The following is a 20,131-nucleotide window of genomic DNA, read 5'->3' as shown; positions in this document are numbered from 1 at the left end:
ATCCGCGTTATGGGACAGCCGAAGGCATGTTCGGCCTGACCCGGTAGACACGAATCTACGCAGCAGTGGCCCAGTCACATAGATCCAATTACCCAGATTATGACTGGTCCACTTCGCTCAGCGCCGTGCTCACTCAGTCATGGCGATAGTTCAGCGGCCGCTTCGACGACTCCGGCAGCGCCAGGCCACCCGCGAGGGCGATCAGGGCCATGACGATGAGGTAATAGGCCGGTGCCATGCGGTCGCCGGTCTGCTCGATCAGCCAGGTGGCCACCAGCGGCGCGGTGCCGCCGAAGATGGTGTAGGCGATGTTGTAGGTAAAGGCCGAGGCGGTATAACGCACTCGGGTGGGAAACTGCTCGGACAGCAGCACTGCCGTCACCACGCCGCAGATCACCGCACCGACGGCCAGCAGCATGGCGCCCAGCGCCGATGGCAAGAGCTGTCCTGAAGTGGCCAGAGTGAAGGCCGGATAGACGGCGAAGATCAGCGCCAGGCAGGCTGTGAGGATGGTGCGTCGCCGCCCGACCCAATCCGAGTAACGCCCCACGAACGGACACAGCAGACCAGCGAAGACCAGTGCCAGCAGATTGGCCTGCAGCGCGGTGGAACGGCTGGCGCCGCCGACTACCTGCATGTAGGTGCTCAGGTAGGTGCTGAACATGTAGAACGACAGGGCTGTGGCCGAGATGAACGCGCTCAGGCAGAGGATGGTGGTGCTATGGCTGCGCAGGGTTTCACGCAGCGGCGAATGCTCGGGGGCCTGTTCTGCAGCCAGGGCCTGGAAAGCTGGCGACTCGTCCAGGCGCAGGCGCATGTACAGACCCACCAGGCCCAGCGGTGCGGCGATCAGAAAGGGCAGGCGCCAGCCCCAAGCCTGCATCTGCTCGCTGCTGATCAACTGGTCGAGGCCGAGTACCAGGCCGGCCGCGGCGGCGAAGGCGAGGAAGGTCGACACTGGCACGAAACTGCCGTAACGGGCCTTCTGCTCGGTGGGCGCGTGCTCCATGACGAAGGCGCAGGCGCCGGCGTATTCGCCACCGGCAGAGAACCCTTGCAGGCAACGCGCCACGGCCAGCAGCAGGGGCGCGAGCAAACCGATGCTGGCGTAGGTCGGCAGCAGACCGATCAGCGTGGTGGCGCCGGCCATCATCAGCACGGTGATCGACAGCACACGTTTGCGCCCGATGCGGTCGCCGAGGATGCCGAAGAAGATCCCGCCCAAAGGGCGCAGGGCGAACGACACGGCGAATACGGCGAAGGTCTGCAGCAGCGCCAGGGTTGGATTGCCCGGTGGGAAGAACAGTGAGGCGATGGTCACGGCGAGGAAGCCGTAGACGGCGAAGTCGAACCATTCGACGAAGTTGCCGATGGCCGATGCGGCGATCACCTTGCGCAAGGTGGCCGGGCTCACCTGCTGGCCCGTGTGGTTAGCATTCATTCGACGCTCCTGATCCCTGATTTAGACGGCATCCTGCAGGGTACGGAGCGTGTGCATGGCCAAGCGCCACGCAGACGACGGTGACGTTGCCGTGAGCGACCTCAAGCCAGGGCAAACGCGACGAGTCGACGATGGCGCGATACGGCTGCGCCAGGTTCGCGCTTCTCCCGGCGCTTGCGATAGCGGTCGGCACTGGCCCAGGATGCGGTCAGCGTTTTCGCTCAACGGAGCAAGGAGCCATATGTTTTCTCATATATGCGTTGGTGTGAGCGACTTTCCTCGCGCCCTGAGGTTCTACCAGCCGTTGATGGATCTGCTGGGCGTCGAGTTGCGTTTTCTCGACGCGGACAAGCCCTGGGCGGCTTGGCAGTCGAGCCCGGAGCCCCGACCGCTGTTGCTTATCAGTACGCCTTACGACGGCGCCGCGCACCATCCTGGGAACGGGCAGATGGTGGCGCTGCTGGCGCAGACCCGGGCACAGGTCGATCAGTCTCACCGGATGGCGCTGGCGCGGGGTGGGCGTTGCGAAGGCGCTCCGGGCTTGCGCCCGCAGTATCACCCGGATTACTACGGTGCCTACTTCCGCGACCCGGATGGCAACAAGCTCTGCGTGGTCTGTCACCAGCCTGAGTAGGCAGTGCTTTCGCGCGGGCTCAACGCGCCAGCGGCAAGGCCACGCCGATCAACACGAAGAGCACGCCGCAACTGCGGTTGAAGGTGCGCCCACCACGTTGCAGCCAGGGCCGCACGCGGAACGCCAGCAGCGCCAGCAGCAGTTCGACGAGGAACTCGACCACGGCGAAGGTCGCTGCCATCACCACGAACTGCCCGGCCAGGCCGCGCTGCGGGTCGACGAACTGCGGCAGGAAGGCGCCGTAGAACAGGATCACCTTGGGGTTCGACAGCGCCGACAGCAGGCCCTGGCGAAACAGGTGACCAGCGCCGGGGCGCACGCCGCTATCGGCCAGCGTCAGGTTCATCGGCGGCGAGCGCCACAGCTGCACGCCCAGCCAGATCAGGTAGGCGCCGCCGATCCACTTCAGCGCCAGCAATGCGCTGGGTGCGGTCTTGAGCAGGGCGCCGAGGCCGAACATGGCCAGGGCGATCAGCGCGCTGAAGCCGACCACGCCGCCGAGGATGGTGGCCAGCGCCATGCGCGCGCCATACAGGCCGCCGTGGGTCAGCGCCAGCAGGCTGTTGGGGCCGGGCGTCAGCGCCAGGCCGAGGGTGGCGATCAGGTAGACGAACCAGAGTTCGAGGGCCATGCGGGTCTCCTTCTGAGGGCGCGGCCAGTCTAGTCAGCGGCAGGCGCGGCAATGAGGTAAATTCTGGTCATCTAACGGTTGATTCTGGACAGTGCATGACTGAGCACCCTGATCTGCGTTTTCTGCTGCTGCCGTTGCCGGAGTTCGCCTTGCTGCCGTTTGGCGGCTTTCTCGACAAGCTGCGCTTCAGCGCCGATGACGAGGATTACAGCCGCCAGCGTTACTGCGCCTGGACCATCCTCGGCCTGCAGGCGGGGCATGTGTCATCGAGTAGCGGTGCGGCGTTGCGCATCGAGGCCACGGTCGATCAGCTCGAACTGGCCGAGCATGATTACCTGGTGCTGTTCGGCGGGCGCAACGCGCAGGCCACTGCCGCGCTGGCGCCGGCGTATCAGTCGTTGCTGCGTCGCGCCGCCCGTGCCGGAGTGAAACTGGTGGCGATCGACAACGCCAGCTTTCTGCTCGCCGCCTGCGGGCTGCTCGATGGCCATCGGGTGGCGGTGCACTGGCGCCATGAGGCGGAGTTTCGCGCCAGCTTCCCGCACCTGCGCCTGGCCCGCGAGCGTCTGTACTGTGTGGATGGTGCGCGGATTTCCTGCGCTGGCGGCACGGCGGCCATCGACCTGGCGGTGGAGCTGCTGGCCCAGGGCAGTGGCCGGGCGCGGGCGCTCAAGGGCCTGGCCGACATGCTGGTGGACGAGACACGTAGCGGCCAGCACGCGCTGCGTTCGTTGCACACTGCACCGAGCGGTGAGCGGCATGTCGACCGTGCGATTGCCCTGATGCGCCACGGCCTGGCCAGTGCCGCCGGCATCGAGCAACTGGCGGCCAGCGTCGGTATCAGCCGGCGTCAGCTCGACCGCCTGTTCCACGCCAGCCAGGGCATGAGCGCACGCGAATACTGGAACGAACTGCGCCTGCAGCACGTGCGCTGGCGCCTGCTCAATTCCAGCCACAGCCTGGCGCAGATCGCCGACGAAATCGGGGTCGGCGACACCAGCCATCTGGGCAAGCTGTTCCGTCAGCGTTTCGGTACCACGCCTGGGGCGATGCGCCGTCAAGCCAAACCCACGGCGTAGCCGCGGCTTCAGCCGCGAAGCTGGGACAGCAGCGGCAGCCACACCGAGGCCAGTAGCAACAGGGCCATGCAGCGGTTGAATAGCCGCAATCTGGCCGGTTGCCGCAACAGGCGAGCGCTGCCGATACCGAGCAGGCCCCAGGCCAGCAGGCAGGGCGTGGACACCAGCAAAAACAGCGCCGCGTAGCTCGCCACAGCGGTGAACGAAGCCTGGCCGCCGAGGAAGATCGCCGTGACCGAGACGCTCATCAGCCAGGTCTTGGGGTTGATCAGTTGCAGGCCGGCGCCCTGGACGAAGCCCTGGCGCCGGTCGATGGCGCGTTCGTCGGCGCGGGCGCTGTCGGCGCGCAGCAGCTTGCAGGCCATCCAGCTGATCCAGGCCGCGCCAGCCCAGGCCATCGCCGTCTGCAGCAGCGGCGCGCGGGCCAGCAGTTCACCGAGGCCCAGGCCGACCACCAGCAGCATCAGACTGGCGCCGAGGCTGGCACCGACGGCGATGGACAACGCAATGGACAGGCCGAAACGGGCGGCGCTGCCGAGGATCAGCAGGTTGGTCGGGCCGGGGGTGATCGACGCCGCCGAGGCGAACAGGATGAAGGGCAGCCACTGGTTCATGGCAAAGCCCGGTGGGCAGTGAAGGGCATGGGCTATCGCTCCAGATCGAGGGCATGGGGCGATTGTCCGGCGGGCTGATTCAGCGGTCTTGAAGCTTTGTGCAGAGGTTGCGGTAGGCGCCCGGGGTGACGCCATTGGCGCGGCGGAACCAGCGGCCCAGGTGGCTCTGGTCGGCAAAACCGAGGTCGCTGGCGACATCCGCCGGCGTCGTGCCAAGGGCCAGCAAACGCCGGGCGCGTACCAGGCGCAGCTGGATCAGGTAGCCGTGCGGGGCGATGCCGAAGGCGGCCTTGAAGGCGCGGCTGAGGCGAAAACGGTCGACGCCGCACACCCGCGCCAGCTCGTCGAGGCCGATGTTCTCGTGAAAGTGTGCATGCAGGTAGTCGCGGGCACGCAGGGCCACGCTGGGTATCTGCGGGTTGCCCGGCAGTTGCTGGCGCCAGTGCAGGCTGCGCGAGATGCGCTCCAGCAGCGCGTCCAGCGCCGCGTCGCGCACCATGCGCGGCTCGCCATCGCTCAATGTCTGCAAGGCGTTGGCGATGCACGGCAGCAGGCCGGGGTCGTCCGGCTGAGTGCGCGGTACGCCCGGCAGGCAGTCGCCAGGCGCCTGCTCGAACAGCGCCGGCAACGCGCGTTGCAGCCAGGCGGGTTCGAGATAGAGGGTGGAGTAGGTGAAGCCGCCTGGCGTCGGCGCATGGCCGTCATGGATGTCGCCGGGTTCGAGAAAGAAGGTCTGCCCCGGCACGCTGCTGAACAGCGCCCGACGGCAATGGAACTGCTGCACGCCCTGTTCGGTGAAGCCGATCAGGTAGCTGTCGTGCCAATGCGGATCGTAGGCGTGGCCCTCGAAATGCGCACGGATCACCTCGATGCCGGTGTCGGCGTCCTGCTTGAGGTCGACCCATGACTGCGCGTTCATCGCCTGGCCCGCGGTGGAAAGTGGAACGCCTGAGCTTACGCCCTTTGCCGGGTATGCCTAGAACGTTTGTGCAGATGGCTGGGGCTGTGGATAAAACCAAGCGCCTCGATCCGCAGGAGCGGCTTCAGCCGCGAAATTCGCGGATAAATCCGCTCCTGCAAACGTGCTGCGAGCGATGCTCTAGTCGGCCTGCGCGGGATACCAACGCGGCGTGTAGACCCACTCGCCGCCGTCGGCACGCGGGAAGCGGCGGGTCTGGCTGGAGCCGATGATCACCAGCGTGCGCATGTCGACCATCTCCGGGGTCAGCTCGCCGAGGGTGAGGCTGCGCAGCGCCTCGGCAGGGCGGCCAATATCGCGGCCAAGCACCACCAGCGTCTCGGGCGTACGGTGCTGGCGCAGCAAGTCGAGCGCGCGGCCGAGTTGCCAGGGGCGGGACTTGGAGATCGGGTTGTAGAAGGCCATGGCCAGATCGGCGAGGGCGGCATGTTCCAGGCGCTTCTCGATCACCGCCCAGGGCTTGAGGTTGTCGGACAGGGAGATCAGGCAGAAGTCGTGGCCCAGCGGTGCGCCAGCCTTGGCGGCGGTGGCCAGGGCAGCTGAGACGCCCGGCAGCACTTCCAGCTCGACGCCGTGCCAGGCCTCGTTCTGCGGGCTTTCCAGCGCCTCCATCACGGCGGCGGCCATGGCGAACACGCCAGGGTCGCCCGAGGAGATCATCACCACCCGGCGTCCGCTGGCGGCCAGTTCGAAGGCGTGGGCGGCGCGCTGCAGCTCTTCGCGGTTGTCGCTGGGGTGCAGGCATTGATCGGCACGCAGCGGGCCGGCCATCTTCACGTAGGTGTCGTAGCCGAGCAGGTCCTCGGCCTCGTCGAGGGCGCAGCGCACGGCGGGGGTCATGTGCTCGGCGGCGCCAGGGCCGAGGCCGACCACGCTGAGGCGGCCACGGCGCTGGCCGAGGCGCTCGATATCCAGAGGCTGTTCGCCCAACAGCAGGCGCAGGCCGTCGCCGCCGTGCAGCTCGGTCGGTAGCTCGGCGCTGCTGTGGATAAAGCGCAGCGGCAGCTTCAGCTCAAGAGCGGCGGCATGTAGTTCTGCGTTGGCCATCCAGCTTTTATCCGCGAGCAGGCAGGCCAGCGCCTGCGGTGCCAGCTTGGCAGCGCTCAGCGCCTGTTGCAGGCGCGCAGGCAGGTCGGCGCCGGGGCGTTCGATCAGGGCGGCGGCGCAGCGCGGGTGGATCAGCAGTTCGTCGGGTTGCGCCGGGCGCGCCTGCGCGGTGATGTGGATAACCCGGCTGGCGGCGTTATCCACAGGCAGCTGCGCGGCCTCCAGCCAGGGCGCCTGGCCTTCGATGCGTACCGTTTCGCCGCCGAGCAGGTCGCTGACGAAGCGCTTGCCCTGCTGCAGGTCGGCCAGGGCGTAGCCGGCCGGCGGCTCCAGCAGGCAGGTACCGAAGCGCAACTCGCCGCTGGTGGTGATGGCGGGTGTGACGCCCAGGTGTGCAGCGATTTCGCGGGCCAGGCGGTTGACCCCGGCCAGGCCGCCGAGCAGCGGCACCACAGCGCTGCCGTCTTCGGCCAGGGCCAGTACCGGTGGCTCGGCGCCTTTTTCCGCCAGCAGTGCGGCGAGGCTGCGGATGACGATGCCGGCAGCGCACAGCACGACAAGCGGTTGGCCTGCGCGGTATAGCGCGCGCAGGTGCTCGCCGAACTCCTCGTAGTGACGCTCGGCGCCATCGACGCGCCCGCGCAGGCCGTGGATCACAGCCTGTGGATAAAGCGCCTTGAGGCGTTGTGCAGTGGCCAGCGCGCTGGCGCCGAGGATGACGATGTTCATGCGGTAAATCCTGTAGCCCGGATGCAATCCGGGGGATGGGGCGCGATCCGTGGGAGGCGCTTCAGCGGCGACTGTCGCCTCCCATGATGCCCCCGCAATGATTGCGTAGGGCGCGTGGTGACGGGTTTTCATTCACCCGATGAACTGTAGGAGCGGCTGGGCGGCATTCCGCTTCAGCCGCGAAAGCGCTTCGCGGCTGAAGCCGCTCCCACAAGGAACCAATCACCCTCGCCACTTCTGCCCGGGCACCAGAATCATGGAGAAGTACGGCGAATCCATCGGCTCCACTTCGTCCAGCGCCATGATCTTCTGGCTGGCCATGGTCGCGCGTTCGACGTAGTGGGCGCGGTCGTCCAGGCCGAGCTTGCGCAGCACCCGGCGCACCTTGTCGAAGTTGCGCCCGAGCTTCATCACCACGGCCGCTTCGGCGTCGCGCAGGCGCTGTTCCAGCTCGTCTTCCGGCAGCACGCCGGAGAGTACGCTCAAGGATTGGTTGCGATACACCAGCGGCGTGCCGAGCACCGAGGCGCAGCCGAGCATGGAGCACACGCCGGGCACCACCTCCACTTCGTAGCGGTCGGCCAGGCGGTCGTGCAGGTACATGTAGGAGCCATAGAAGAACGGGTCGCCCTCGCAGATCACCGCCACGTCCTGGCCGGCATCGAGCAACTGGGCGATCTGCTGCGCGCAGGTGTCGTAGAAGTCGGCGATCACATCTTCGTAGGACAGCGGCGGGGCGAGCTTCTCGGTGGTCACCGGGTAGACCAGCGGCAGGCGCTGCTGGGCATCGCTCAGGTGCGCTTCGATGATGCCGAAGGCATTGCCGCCATGGCCGGCGTTGTGTTTCGCCTTGGCCACGAAGTAGGCCACCACCGGGGCGCCTTTGAGCAGGCGCAGGGCCTTGAGGGTGAGCAGCTCGGGGTCACCGGGACCGACGCCGAGGCCAAGCAGACGACCGGCCATCATTCCACCTCCGAAGCCAGGGCATTGACCGCGGCCACCGCCATGGCGCTGCCGCCACGACGGCCCCGCACGATCACGTAGGGCACGCCACGGCTGTCTGCGGCCAGGGCGTCCTTGGACTCGGCGGCGCCGATAAAGCCCACCGGCATGCCGATGATCAGCGCCGGTTTCGGTGCGCCGGCGTCGAGCATTTCCAGCAGGTAGAACAGCGCGGTGGGCGCATTGCCGATCACCACCACGCTGCCTTCCAGGTGTTCGCGCCAGTGCTCCAGGGCTACCGCCGAGCGGGTGTTGCCGACCTCGCGGGCCAGCTCCGGCACGCCGGCATCGTGCAGGGTGCAGATCACCTGGTTGCCTGCCGGCAGGCGCGGGCGGGTGATGCCTTCGGCGACCATGCGCGCATCGCAGAGGATTGGTGCGCCGGCCAGCAGGGCCGCGCGGCCGGCGGCGCCGGCACCGGCGGAGAAGCGCAGGTCTTCCACGACATCGACCATGCCGCAGGCGTGGATCACCCGCACGGCGAGTTTTTCCAGATCGGCGGGGATGCCGTCGAGGTTGGCCTCGGCGCGGATGGTGGCGAAGGAGCGGCGGTAGATTTCCTGGCCGTCGCGGATGTAATCAAGCATCGGAGGTTCCTGCGGGGTGTTGGCGGGCGAACCAGGCGCCGGCCTCGTCGATGGTCATGGCGGGCGCCAGCAGACGGCCGAAACCGGGCGCCTCGGGCGTGCGTTGGTAGAGCTGGTAGTGATCGGGTGTGCTGGCCAGCAGGGTGTAGGGCTGCACGCGCGCGCTGGCGCAACTGCGCGGGCAGGCGCTGAGGTGCACCTGCGGGCGTGCGCCGTTCTCGCGCAGGCGCTCGGCCAAGTGCAGGGCGTGGTGTTTGCTGTCGGCCAGGCCGCGCGCGCAGGCCGCCGAGCCGGTGCAGGCGACCAGGCCTAGCAGCGGTTCGTCGGTTTGGGTCAGCAGCCCCAGAGCCTCTAGGGCGTTCAGTAATTCACTGGATTTGGTCTCGGGCACATTGCCCAGCAGCACGCCTTGCCAGGGCGTCAGGCGCAGTTCGCCGTTGCCGTGACGCTCGCTCAGTTCGGCCAGCGCCAGCAGCTGTTCGGCGTGCAGGCGGCCCAGTCGAGCGCCGGCCGCCACCATGCACAGGCCCTGTTGCGCCTGTGGATAAACCCCCGCCGGCGCACGTGCGGTGCTCTCGGCCGGCTGCCAGTTGGCCGGGGCCGCTTGCAGCGCAAAGCTCAGGCGCGCCTGCAGGCGTTGCAGCAGCTCGGCGGCCGGGATCTGCGCCAGCAGTTGGCGCATGCGCGATTGCTCGGGCGTGGCCAGTTCGAGGAACAACAGCAGGAGTTGGCGCACCAGCTCGACGCCCTGCGTCACCTCGATTCGCGCCAGTGGGGCGTCATTCGGGCAGCCGGCCAGGCCCAGCAGCAGGTGCTGGTCGTCCTCGGCAAGCAGCCACAGGTCGTGGGGGTGTTCGCGCATCGCCAGGGCTTCGCCGCCGTCCAGTTGCAGGGCGAACTTGGGCGACAGCGCATACAGTGCCGGAGTGTCCTGCAGCAGGTCGAGCAACTGGCTGGCCAGCGCACGCACGTCCATGCGCGCCTGCGGGTCGAGGCCGGCGGCGGGGCTGAGCATCAGGTTGCGTACGTCATCGGCGGCGGCCACACGCGGGCCGAGGCCGGCGCCGAGCAGGGCGTCGATCAGCGGGCTTTCCTGCCCGGGCAGGACGCCGCGAATCTGCAGGTTGCTGCGGTTGGTCAGCTCCAGCACGCCGCCGGTATGACGTCGCGCAGCCTCGGCAATCACCCGCGCCTGCGCGCTACGCAGTACGCCGCCGGGCAGTTTGACTCGGCAGATGCCGCCGTCCAGCGCGGGCACGATGCGCAGCAGGCCGGGGCAGGCGGATGGGCGAACGGACGTGGGCAAAGGGTCACCTGTGGATAACGACGCGGCGACCGAACCAGCGGAATCAACCTGCAGGAAGACTCCATGGCATCGGTACACCCCGCCCGATGTTGGCACTCGCGACCAGCGTTCGTCGGCAGGTCTCCTGGCTGACAGGTCATGATCCGCTGCGCCTTCCCGGTTACCCAGTGGCCGATGGCATTGGACTCGCTGCTTACAGTTGCGGGGGCAGCTCGGTGGCGATCGATGATCGCTCCGGATTCCCTCTTAGGCCCGTTATCGAGCCTGATTCAGGGGCTGGCGAGCCAGAGCCAGGCAATGCGGAGGTGGCTGAGAACGCGCAGTTTACGAGTAGTAAATCAGCCGTTCGAAGCCACCTCCAGCGCAGCATGGCCGACACGCAGCAGTCACCTGTTCAGGCTCTTGGGCACCGACGAAGGCTGTATTATGCCCGCTTTGCCCGGAGCGCGGACAGGCGCTCCGTCGGGCCTGTGCGAGGACATTGGATGAAACCCTGGTTGACCCTGGTCGGCATCGGCGAAGACGGCTACCCCGGCCTGGGCAAGGCGGCGCGCCGCGCCCTGCTGGCGGCCACGCGCATCGTCGGCGCGCCGCGCCAGCTGGCGCTGCTGCCGCCGTGCATCAGCGGCGAGCGGGAAACCTGGCCCAGCCCCTTCGACCTTGGGCCGTTGCTGGCAAAGCGCGGCGAGGCGGTGTGCGTGCTGGCCAGTGGCGACCCGATGTTCTATGGCGTCGGCGCCAGCCTGGCGCGCCAGGTGCCGGCCGACGAACTGCTGGTATTGCCGGCGCCGTCCTCGGTGTCGCTGGCGGCGGCGCGCCTGGGCTGGCCGCTGCAGGACGCGGAGGTGGTGTCCTTGGTCGGTCGGCCGTTGGCCACGCTCAACGGCAAGCTGTTCCCCGGCATGCGCCTGCTGGTATTGAGTGCCGATGGCGATACGCCCGCACAGGTGGCTGAAGCCCTGCGTGCGCATGGTTTCGGCGCCAGCCGCCTGACTCTGCTGGAGCATCTTGGCGGACCTGACGAGCGCCGCCTCGATGGCCTGGCCGCGAGCTGGAACCTGCCGCGTGGCGCCGATCTCAATCTGCTGGCCGTGGAGTGTTTGGCCGATGCTGGTGCGCAACTGCTGCCACCGACTTGCGGTCTGCCGGATGACGCCTACCGCCACGACGGCCAACTGACCAAGCGCGACGTACGCGCGGTGACCCTGGCGCGTCTGGCGCCGCTGCCCGGCGAGCTGCTGTGGGATGTCGGCGCCGGTTGCGGCTCCATCGGCATCGAGTGGATGCGCGCACACCCGGCTTGCCGCGCCATCGCCATCGAGGCCAACGATGGGCGCCAGGCGCACATCCGCCATAACCGCGATGCCCTCGGCGTGCCCGCCCTGCAACTGGTCGCCGGGCATGCGCCCGAGGCGCTGGCCGGGCTGCCGGCGCCGGACGCCATCTTCATCGGCGGCGGCGTCACCGTGCCGGGTGTGCTGGAGGCCTGTTGGGCTGCGCTCAAACCCGGTGGGCGCCTGCTGGCCAATGCCGTGACCCTGCAGAGCGAGGCGGCGCTGGTGAGTTTCCGCGAGCAGCAGGGCGGCGAGCTGTTGCGTCTGAGTGTGGCTCAGGCGCAGCCGCTGGGCGGCTTCGACACCTGGCGCGCGGCGCTGCCGATCACCCTGCTGGCGGTGCGCAAGGCATGACGGCGCGCATCCTCCTGCTTGGCGGCACCACCGAGGCACTGCGCCTGGCGCGGCGCCTGGGGCCGGAGACGGTGTACAGCCTGGCTGGTCTCGGGCGGGTACCGGATGATCTGCCGTGCCGCGTGCGCGTCGGTGGCTTCGGTGGTGCCGAGGGCATGGCGGCTTTTATTGCCGCTGAAGGCATCGAATTGCTGCTGGACCTGACCCACCCCTACGCCGCGCAGATCAGCCGCAACGCCGCCCGCGCTGCCGAGATCACTGGCGTGCCGTGCTGGGCGTTGCGGCGCCCGGGCTGGCAGCCTGGCCCCGGTGATGACTGGCGTGAGGTGGATGGCTGGGATGAACTGACCCGCGCGCTGGCGCCGTTCAACAGACCGCTCTTCACCTCCGGGCGCGAGCCGTTGGCGTATTTGCAGGAGATTCCCGCGCACCAGCACTGGACGGTGCGCTGCCTGCAGGCCGAGGCGGCACCTCCCCGCGCCGAGGTGATCGGCGCGCGCGGGCCGTTCGCGCTGGACGAGGAGCGGGCGCTGTTCGCGCGCATCCGTTGCGATGTGCTGGTCAGCAAGAACAGCGGCAGCGCTTCCACCGAGCCCAAGCTGCAGGTGGCGCGCGAGCTGGGCCTGCCGGTGCTGTTGTTGCGCCGTCCCGTCTTGCCGACGGTGGCGCAGGAGTTTGGCGAGTTTGAGGCGCTGTGCCTGGCGCTTCAGTGCTGACGCTGAACGTGTCCGGGTGAAATCAGCTCAGGCGCCCGACCCTGAACGCTGCGTGCAGGTCGACCGTCGGCGTGGGCGCGAAGCACTGCCTGTCGAATATGCCGTTGAGATGCTTGACCAGCACCTGCCCGGCGAGGGCGCTGTCACCCGCTTGCAGAGCGGCGATCAGCGCCAGGTGCTCCTCGCAGGTACCTGCCGAATACACCGGGCTGCGGCTCAGGGCGATATTCAGCGCGGCGCGCGACAGCAAGCCGCGAAGAAACTCCAGTAGCAGCGTGTTGCCGGCGAGCTCAGCCAGCCTCAGGTGAAACTCGCCGGCCTGCTCGATCAGGCCGGCGCCATCGCCACTGGCCAGGCAGGCGCGCTGGTTCTCCACCAGGCTGTGCAGCTCATGCAGGCGTGCGTCCGCCGGACGCGTGCCGAGCAGGCGGATGACTTCGGACTCGACCAGAATGCGTGCCTCCAGTACCTGCCGGGCCTGCTGCTCATTGGGTCGGCTGATCTGGGCGATCTGTCGCGGCTCCAGCGTCACCGCGCCTTCCTCGGCCAGCCGGGTCAGGGCCCGTTGCACCGTCCAGCCGCTGACGCCGAAGATGCGCCCGAGGGTGTTCTTGTCCAGTTTGGCGGTGGGCGTCAGGCGTCGGTCGAGGATCGCCGCGTAGATGCTCTGGTAGATGAAATGGCTGGTGGGTTTGCCACCGCCGCCGCGCGTGCGGCGGGTTGGCTGATCGGCAAGACTCATGATCACACCTGTCGATGGGTTCGGAACTGCGGGCCGCTGCCAGGCGAGCCTGGTGGCGTGGGGCTCAGGCCAGGGGCACGCGGAGGTTGATGTTGAGGCGGGTGCCTTCGTTGAGGATGTGCTGGCGCATCGCCTGGCTGGCCTGCTCGCTGTCCTGGCGGCGAATGGCGCGCAGGATCGCCTCGTGTTCCTGAAGGATGTCCTCGGCATAGTCCGGGTTGTGGCGGATCAACTGGTCGCTCTGTTCCAGCGCACCGCCGATCTGCCTGGCAACGCTGAGGAAGATCGGGTTGGAACTGAGCGCCACCAGTTTGCGGTGGAAGCTGGTGTAGGCGCTGGCGAGGGCGCGCATGTCGCCGTCCTCGACCGCCTCGCGCATGTCCAGCAGCAACAGGCGCAGCTGGCTCAGCTCGGAACCGTCGAGCGACTGGGCGACCAGACCGACGATGAACGGCTCCAGTGCGTAGCGCAGTTGCAGCACGTCGGCCATGGTCGCGCTGGGCGGCGCCTGCACCTCGGGCAGCGCGGTGCCCTGGCGCTCCAGCACCATGACGCCCTTGCCGGGTAGCGAGCGCACCACGCCCAGGGTTTCCAGGATGGTGATCGCCTCACGCAGGCTGGGGCGGCTGACTTCCATCTGCTCGGCCAGTTCGCGCTGCCCCGGCAGCATCTCGCCGACTGGCCACAGGCCCTGCTCGATGGGCGCGAGCAACTTGCGAACAACCGCATCGACCAGCTTGGATGACGAAAACATGGGGCCTCCCTAAACCGCGAAACGATGAGTGCAGGCATGCGCCCGGGCAGGGCCACGCTCACCGCCGGCCACTCGTTGTGGCCTGGCGATGAGAGCAGAGCGGCCCCGGCTTGTCATCAGCCGCGCGCCTCGCTTTCCTGCGCCATCGCCACACGCGTCAGGCTGGAGTCCCGGGCAGCGCCAGGCGCGCTGGCCTCGCCCTTGAGTACCGCGTGGGCGCGCTGCAGGTCGATGTCGTTGTCCCAGCGGGCGATGGCCACGGTGGCGGTGCAGTTGCCGATCAGGTTGGTCAGCGCCCGGCCGATGCCCATGAACCAGTCGACCGCCAGCACCAGCACCAGGCCTGCCGCGGGGATCGCCGGCACCGCGGTGAGGGTCGCCGCGAGGATGACCAGGGCCGAACCGGGGATGCCGTGGGCGCCTTTGGAGGTGATCAGCGAGACCAGCAGGATGGTGAGCAGGTCGCTCATTGCCAGGTCGGTGCCGGTGGCGTGGGCGATGAACACCACCGCCAGGGTCAGGTAAATGGAAAAACCATCGAGGTTGAACGAGTAGCCGGTGGGGATCACCAGGCCGACGGTGGAGCTGCGGATGCCCATGTGCTCGAGTTTGCGCATGATCTGCGGCAGCACGGCGTCGGACGAGGCCGTGCCCATGACGATGGTCAGCTCCTCGCGGAAGTAGCGCAGGAAGGGCACCAGTGGCACCCCGGATAGGCGCAACACGCTGCCCAGGACGATCAGCACGAAGAGGATGCAGGTCACGTAGAACACCGCCACCAGCGCGCCGAGGTGGCTGAGCGAGTCGAGGCCGTACTTGCTGGTGGTGAAGGCCACGGCGCCGAACACGCCGATCGGCGCCAGGCGCACGATCATGCCCATGATGCGGAAGATCACGTGGCTGAACTCGTTGATCAGCTTGGCCACGCCGCTGGCCTGCTCGCCCACCAGGTTCAGCGCGCTGCCGAACAGCACGGCGAACAGCAGCACCTGGAGGATGTTGTTCTCGGCGAATGCACCGAGCACCGAGGAGGGGATCAGCCCCATGATGAAGGTCGCGGGGCCGTGCAGCTCCTGGGTGCGGCTGGCATAGAGCGCGGCATCGCTGGTCGACAACTCGTTGAGGTGGAGGTTGGCGCCCGAGCCCAGGCCCAAACCGTAGGCCACCACCAGGCCGAGAAGCAGGGCGAAGGTGGTCAGCACCTCGAAGTAGATCACCGATTTCAGGCCGATGCGGCCCACCTTCTTCAGGTCACCGGCGCCGGAAATGCCGCTGACCACCACGCAGAAGACGATCAGTGCGATCAGCATCTTGATCAGCTTGATGAAGCCATCGCCAAGGGGTTTCAGCTGGGTGGACAGTTCGGGCAGGCTGAGGCCGCATATCACGCCGAGCACCAGGCCTATCACGACTTGCAGGAATAGCGAGCGGGGGAGCAGTTTGCTGAACATCGTCGAGGTCTCCGTTCGGCGCGTCATCCATGCCCTCACGGAGGCCCAGAAGCGAACGCCAGATTGTTTTTATGGTCTTACCGGTCTGACCAGTTCAGGCTAAGCGCAAATTTTCCAACCGACAAGCCCCCGTCTGGCGCGTCACGCCGACCTGGCGTTGGCCAGATCCGGCGAAATGCCCGAAACAGAGCGTGTGAGTGCAGCTGAAAGACCGCTGGTCAGGGGATTTCAAGCGGCGCTGGCCGTGCTGCAGCTTGGGCCATGGCGAGGCGCGGTTACCCTGCGAAAGCGTTGCGATGACCGGTCAGACCGGATAGCGGAGTCGACGCGTGGAATGCGCTCATCGCGCCGAAGCGGCTAGACTGCCGGCCCGTTCTGGAGACCGTCATGAGCCAAACCCCCTACGCCCGCATCCTGTTCATCGGCCCCGGCCTTGGTCGTGGTGCTGCAGCCGAGCGCCTGCAGCAGCGGATCGAGACGCTGCTGGGCGAGGCGCATCTGCATGACAGTGAGCAGGAGAGTGTCTGGCAGGCCATCGACGAGGCGCCGCGCCCGTTGCTGGTGGTCGATCTGGAACCGCGTGCCGATGCTGCGCACCGTGATTGGCTGCGCGAGCGCATTGCCGAGCGTGGCGACGGGACGCAGGTGTTCGTGGTCTGCACGGCGCTGGAGGACACCTGGCTCGATGGTCTGGGCGCACTGTTGGCGCATCGCGAAGCGCATCTGCCCTGCAGTGACGTGCCGCCCGTGCCGGAACACCACGCCTGGTCGCAGATTCCGCCGCACGCGCAGCGCCTGCTGCTGTGCAACGGCCCGCGCTGCACGCGCAAGGGTGCGCTGGGCCTGTGGAAAACCCTGCGCCAGCGGCTCAAGGCCGCCGGTAAGCTGGAGTGCGAAGGCGGCGTGCACATCACCCGCAGCCAGTGTCAGTTCCCCTGCGATCTGGGGCCGACCGCGAGCCTTTATCCACAGGGCGAGTGGTATGGCATTCAGGACGAGGCGGCGGTGATCCGCCTGGTCGACGAGCGCCTAGTGGCGGGTACGGCGCTGCCGGAGTTGCGTATCGACGAGCAGGGCAACCGTTAGCAACTCGGATTACGCCTGTGGCAAATCCAGGCTACGAGCAATCGCCGCTAAAGCGCCTCCCACAATTGCCCATGCGCCTTGACTTGAGCGGGGTCGGATGGTCATATCCGCCCCGCTTCAGGTGTCTCACGCCGCCGCGCGTGAGGTGAAACGGGAAGTCGGTTGAAGTCCGACGCTGCCCCCGCAACGGTACGCGAGCGACCGCATCGAAACGCCACTGTGCGCCACGCGCATGGGAAGGCGATGCGTTCATGACCCTCGCAAGCCCGGAGACCGGCCTGGAGTCGTTATTGTCTGGCAACCCGCGGTGGGCGGGCGTTGACTCCAGTAGGGTGCCTCGTGCCCCTGTCTGCTGTTGCGCATTTCCATCGGATTGCCGTGCCTTTTCTCTTTGCGATGGAAGCAATATGGCGCGCCATTTCCGCTACAAGAACCTCACTTCTGCATGCCTGAAAGAAGGGTCAGAGCCCGACTCCGGCTATCTGCGAAACAGGATAATGTTATGTTATAACTATAACATTATCGCGCCAGGCCCAGGCTCTGAACGGTCGCTACTGACCGCTGCAAAGCCCGATTGCAAAGCCTCGCAGCGACTCGATGAGCCCCGTCAAAGTCCCGGAATTCTTCACGTGCAGTACCTCATGCGTTTCTGTTCTCTGCCTTTGGCATTGTTGGCTGGCGGTACCGCCATGGCCGATGACTCCGCTGTCGATCTCCCTGCTGTCACCGTCCAGGCGCAAGCCTCGGAGGAGGGCGAGACGACCTTGCACACGCCGACCACGGCAGGCTCGCGCCTCGATCTGTCGGCCCTGCAAACTCCGGCCAGCAGCACCAGCCTGAGCGGCACCACAGTGCGTGAGCGCAACAACCGCAGCGTGCAGGACGCGGTGACCCGCACCCCAGGCATCAGCACCATCGGCACGCCGGGTAACGGCGGCACCGCATTGTCGGCGCGCGGCTTCACCGGCCACTCGGCGACCATGCAGCTGTATGACGGCACCCGCCAATACGTCGGTGCCGGCACCGTGACCTTCCCGGTGGATACCTGGTCGGTGGCGCGCATCGACGTGCTGCGCGGCCCTGCCTCGGTGCTCTACGGCGAAGGCGCCACCGGTGCGGTGATCAACGTGGTGCCGAAGAAGCCGTTTGCCGGCGAGATCCAGAATCACCTGCGCCTGGGCTATGGCAGCGACGACCGCCGCCAGGCTGCGCTGGACAGCGGCGGTTCGCTGAGCGACGCATTGAGCTACCGCTTCAACCTCAACCAGCAGGCCAGCAACGGCTGGGTCGACCGTGGCGATTCCGACAGCCTGGCGCTGAGTGCCGCGCTGCGCTGGGATGCCAGCGATGACATGAGCTTCACCCTGTCCCATGATCAGGGCGAGCAGAGCCCGGAGCGCTACCTCGGTACGCCGCTGGTCGATGGCAAGTTCCGCGAAGGCATTCGGGATCGCAACTACAACGTCGCCAACGCCGACATCCGCTACAACGACCAGATCACCCGCCTGGTGACCGACTGGCGCATTAGCGACGTGCTGAGCGCCAGCAACCAGCTCTACTACATCAAGACCCAGCGCTACTGGCGCAACAGCGAGGCCTATCGCTGGCAGCCGGGCGATACGGTCGAGCGCAGCGAGTTCTACCGGATCAAACACACCCAGGAGCAGGTCGGCGACCGTCAGACCTTCACCCTGGAGCATCCGCTGTTCGGTCTCGATAGCCGCACGGTGGTGGGCGTGGATTACAACCGTATCCACTTCGCCCGTCAGCACGATTTCGCCAGCAGTTTCAGCGACAGCGTGCCGCTGGCCGGTTCCGGCGGCGGTCAGTACCAGAGTACCGACCCGCTCGGCTACGGTCCGCGTGAACGCAACCTGGCCCGGCAATTCTCGCTGTTCGCCGAGAACCGCACGCAACTGACCGAGCGTCTGTCGCTGGTCACCGGTGTGCGCCGCGATCAGGTGCACATCGACCGCAGCAACCTGGTCGATGACAGCCGCGTCGACCGCAGCCTTACGGGCGACAACTGGCGCGCCGGCCTGGTCTTCGCCCTGACCCCGGAGCTGTCGCTGTACGGCCAGTACGCCACCAGCACCGAAGGGGTGAGCAACCTGCTGACCCTCAACCCGACTCAGCAGCAGTTCGACCTGAGTGAAGCCAAGCAGACCGAGATCGGCCTCAAGCAGCTGTTCTGGGGCGGGCAGGGCGAGTGGACGCTGGCCGCCTATCACATCGTCAAGAACAAGCTGCTCAGTCGCGCCACGCCAACTGCGCCCACCGAGCAGATCGGCCAGCAATCCTCGGATGGCCTGGAAGCCAGCCTGGAGCTGGCGCTGGGGCGTGGCTGGCAGGTCTCGGCCAACGCCGCCTTCGTTCGTGCCGAGTACGACGACTTCGTCGAAGGCGGTGGTGACCGCAGCGGCAATCGTCCGAGCAATGTGCCCAAACGCACCGCCAACCTGTGGCTGAACAAGGATTTCGGCAGGGGCGTGGAGGCGGGCATCGGTGCGCGCTATGTCGACGCCCGCTATGTGAATACGGCCAATACCGCCGAGGTGCCGGGTTACACCGTGGTCGATGCGAATATCGCCTGGCAGGTGCTGTCGGACGTGCGCCTGGGCCTGGAGTTGAATAACCTGTTCGACCGCCAGTACGCCACCAGCGCCAGCAGCGACGGCGAGCAGTGGTACCTGGGCGCGCCGCGTTCGCTGTTCGTCAGCGCGGATTACCGCTTTTGAAGCATCTGAGCTGCGCCGCGCGCGTCACCTGCGCGCGGCAATCGGTCAATGGAGTGTTCCCGTGTCAGTGAGCCTTGCCTCGGGCTGGCCAGCCAGTCCGTCGTCGACGCCCAGCCACCGTAGCGCGGCGCCTGAGCCGCGCCTGCGCATCCGTGACCTGGGTTGGTCGCCGGATGGCCAGCGCGTCTTGCTCGACGCCATCGACCTGGAGATCGGTGACGGCGAGCTGCTCGGTTTGATCGGCCCCAACGGCAGCGGCAAGACCAGCCTGCTGCGCTGCGCTTATCGCTTCCAGCGCCCGTGCAGTGGCAGTGTCGAGCTGGGCGGCGAAGCGCTGTGGCAGCGCCCGCCGCGCTGGAGCGCGCAGCGCGTGGCGGTGGTGCTGCAGGAATTCCCGCAGGACTTCGGCCTGCGCGTGCACGAGGTGGCGGCCATGGGCCGCACGCCGCACAAGGGCCTGTTCGATGGCGACGATGGCGAGGATCAACGCCTGGTCATTGAGGCGTTGGCGCGGGTGGGCTTGAGCGAGCGCGCGCAGCAGGCCTTCGCCCAGCTGTCCGGTGGCGAGAAGCAGCGCGCCTTGCTCGCCCGCGCCCTGGTGCAGCAGCCGCAACTGTTGATTCTCGACGAGCCGACCAACCACCTCGATCCGCGCTACCAGATCGAACTGCTGCGGCAGATCAAATCACTGGGCCTGGCGACGCTGGCCAGCTTCCACGACCTCAACCTGGCGGCGGCCTTCTGCGACCGCCTCTGCGTGATCGACCAGGGCCGCCTGGTGGCCGTCGGTACGCCCGCCGAAGTGCTGACTGCCGAGCTGCTGCAACAGGTGTTCGGGGTGCAGGCACTGGTCGACACCCATCCACTGGCGGGTTATCCGCGTATTACCTGGATCCTTTGATGAGCC

At 67.4% G+C, this 20,131-nt stretch carries 18 protein-coding genes and 2 riboswitches; of the genes, 7 read left to right on the top strand and 11 right to left on the bottom strand.

The window, feature by feature from the left end:
- Positions 1-133: 133 nt before the first annotated feature.
- On the bottom strand, positions 134-1,441 hold the full coding sequence (locus PCLY_RS08040) for an MFS transporter (protein WP_061238772.1): 1,308 nt from the start codon (positions 1,439-1,441) through the stop codon (positions 134-136).
- Between the two features lie 241 nt (positions 1,442-1,682).
- Here PCLY_RS08040 and PCLY_RS08035 point away from each other — a divergent pair, with 241 nt between their 5' ends.
- The gene (locus PCLY_RS08035; protein ID WP_061238993.1) at positions 1,683-2,075 is read left to right on the top strand and encodes a VOC family protein; all 393 of its coding nucleotides are present in this window, start codon (positions 1,683-1,685) and stop codon (positions 2,073-2,075) included.
- A 19-nt stretch (positions 2,076-2,094) separates the two neighbouring features.
- On the opposite strand, the gene PCLY_RS08030 is transcribed toward PCLY_RS08035, so the two are convergent.
- A complete protein-coding gene (locus PCLY_RS08030; RefSeq protein WP_061238771.1) occupies positions 2,095-2,706 on the bottom strand; it encodes a LysE family translocator in 612 nt (203 codons plus the stop codon).
- A 95-nt stretch (positions 2,707-2,801) separates the two neighbouring features.
- Here PCLY_RS08030 and PCLY_RS08025 point away from each other — a divergent pair, with 95 nt between their 5' ends.
- Positions 2,802-3,785 carry a GlxA family transcriptional regulator gene (locus tag PCLY_RS08025; RefSeq protein WP_061238770.1) on the top strand — a complete coding sequence of 328 codons (984 nt, stop codon included), beginning with the start codon at positions 2,802-2,804 and terminating at the stop codon, positions 3,783-3,785.
- Between the two features lie 8 nt (positions 3,786-3,793).
- Here PCLY_RS08025 and PCLY_RS08020 read toward each other — a convergent pair whose 3' ends face one another.
- The 6 genes from PCLY_RS08020 to cobG form a co-directional block, all read right to left on the bottom strand.
- On the bottom strand, positions 3,794-4,399 hold the full coding sequence (locus PCLY_RS08020) for a LysE family translocator (protein ID WP_061238769.1): 606 nt from the start codon (positions 4,397-4,399) through the stop codon (positions 3,794-3,796).
- A 79-nt stretch (positions 4,400-4,478) separates the two neighbouring features.
- Positions 4,479-5,318 carry an AraC family transcriptional regulator gene (locus PCLY_RS08015; RefSeq protein ID WP_061238768.1) on the bottom strand — a complete coding sequence of 280 codons (840 nt, stop codon included), beginning with the start codon at positions 5,316-5,318 and terminating at the stop codon, positions 4,479-4,481.
- A 180-nt stretch (positions 5,319-5,498) separates the two neighbouring features.
- Positions 5,499-7,154 (bottom strand): precorrin-3B C(17)-methyltransferase, encoded by a 1,656-nt coding sequence (gene cobJ / locus PCLY_RS08010; protein ID WP_061238767.1) that lies wholly within the window; start codon positions 7,152-7,154, stop codon positions 5,499-5,501.
- A gap of 222 nt (positions 7,155-7,376) precedes the next feature.
- On the bottom strand, positions 7,377-8,117 hold the full coding sequence (locus PCLY_RS08005; protein WP_082768047.1) for a precorrin-2 C(20)-methyltransferase: 741 nt from the start codon (positions 8,115-8,117) through the stop codon (positions 7,377-7,379).
- A complete protein-coding gene (locus PCLY_RS08000; RefSeq protein ID WP_061238765.1) occupies positions 8,117-8,743 on the bottom strand; it encodes a precorrin-8X methylmutase in 627 nt (208 codons plus the stop codon). Before PCLY_RS08000 ends, PCLY_RS08005 begins: the two co-directional genes overlap by 1 nt.
- A complete protein-coding gene (gene cobG, locus PCLY_RS07995) occupies positions 8,736-10,049 on the bottom strand; it encodes a precorrin-3B synthase (protein ID WP_061238764.1) in 1,314 nt (437 codons plus the stop codon). Before cobG ends, PCLY_RS08000 begins: the two co-directional genes overlap by 8 nt.
- Before the next feature lie 97 nt (positions 10,050-10,146).
- A riboswitch (cobalamin riboswitch) is annotated at positions 10,147-10,353 on the bottom strand.
- A 181-nt stretch (positions 10,354-10,534) separates the two neighbouring features.
- Here cobG and PCLY_RS07990 point away from each other — a divergent pair.
- Together PCLY_RS07990 and PCLY_RS07985 are read left to right on the top strand one after the other, a co-directional pair.
- Entirely contained in the window at positions 10,535-11,737 is a 1,203-nt protein-coding gene (locus PCLY_RS07990; protein WP_061238763.1) for a bifunctional cobalt-precorrin-7 (C(5))-methyltransferase/cobalt-precorrin-6B (C(15))-methyltransferase, read from the top strand.
- Positions 11,734-12,453 carry a cobalt-precorrin-6A reductase gene (locus PCLY_RS07985; protein ID WP_061238762.1) on the top strand — a complete coding sequence of 240 codons (720 nt, stop codon included), beginning with the start codon at positions 11,734-11,736 and terminating at the stop codon, positions 12,451-12,453. The genes PCLY_RS07990 and PCLY_RS07985 overlap by 4 nt, the downstream gene beginning before the upstream one ends.
- 22 nt (positions 12,454-12,475) lie before the next feature.
- On the opposite strand, the gene PCLY_RS07980 is transcribed toward PCLY_RS07985, so the two are convergent.
- The 3 genes from PCLY_RS07980 to PCLY_RS07970 form a co-directional block, all read right to left on the bottom strand.
- Complete coding sequence (locus PCLY_RS07980; protein WP_061238761.1) at positions 12,476-13,195, bottom strand: GntR family transcriptional regulator; 720 nt, start codon at positions 13,193-13,195, stop codon at positions 12,476-12,478.
- Between the two features lie 64 nt (positions 13,196-13,259).
- On the bottom strand, positions 13,260-13,949 hold the full coding sequence (locus PCLY_RS07975) for a FadR/GntR family transcriptional regulator (protein WP_061238760.1): 690 nt from the start codon (positions 13,947-13,949) through the stop codon (positions 13,260-13,262).
- 116 nt (positions 13,950-14,065) lie between these two features.
- Complete coding sequence (locus tag PCLY_RS07970; protein ID WP_394326849.1) at positions 14,066-15,427, bottom strand: C4-dicarboxylate transporter DctA; 1,362 nt, start codon at positions 15,425-15,427, stop codon at positions 14,066-14,068.
- Positions 15,428-15,787: 360 nt separating this feature from the next.
- Between PCLY_RS07970 and PCLY_RS07965 the strand changes: the two genes are divergently transcribed.
- The 3 genes from PCLY_RS07965 to PCLY_RS07955 all read left to right on the top strand — a co-directional run bounded on the left by PCLY_RS07965 (position 15,788) and on the right by PCLY_RS07955 (position 20,125).
- Positions 15,788-16,486 (top strand): (2Fe-2S) ferredoxin domain-containing protein, encoded by a 699-nt coding sequence (locus PCLY_RS07965; RefSeq protein ID WP_061238758.1) that lies wholly within the window; start codon positions 15,788-15,790, stop codon positions 16,484-16,486.
- A gap of 102 nt (positions 16,487-16,588) precedes the next feature.
- Positions 16,589-16,782, top strand: a riboswitch (cobalamin riboswitch).
- 345 nt (positions 16,783-17,127) lie between these two features.
- Positions 17,128-19,224 (top strand): TonB-dependent receptor, encoded by a 2,097-nt coding sequence (locus PCLY_RS07960; RefSeq protein ID WP_197432159.1) that lies wholly within the window; start codon positions 17,128-17,130, stop codon positions 19,222-19,224.
- Between the two features lie 142 nt (positions 19,225-19,366).
- Positions 19,367-20,125: an ABC transporter ATP-binding protein gene (locus PCLY_RS07955; protein ID WP_061238992.1), complete on the top strand. Its 759-nt coding sequence runs from the start codon at positions 19,367-19,369 to the stop codon at positions 20,123-20,125.
- Positions 20,126-20,131 lie beyond the last annotated feature (6 nt).

This window comes from Ectopseudomonas composti, from assembly GCF_001567565.1.
In the GTDB taxonomy this organism is placed as follows: Bacteria; Pseudomonadota; Gammaproteobacteria; order Pseudomonadales; family Pseudomonadaceae; genus Aquipseudomonas; species Aquipseudomonas composti_A.
This window is presented reverse-complemented; position numbering and strand designations above follow the sequence as displayed.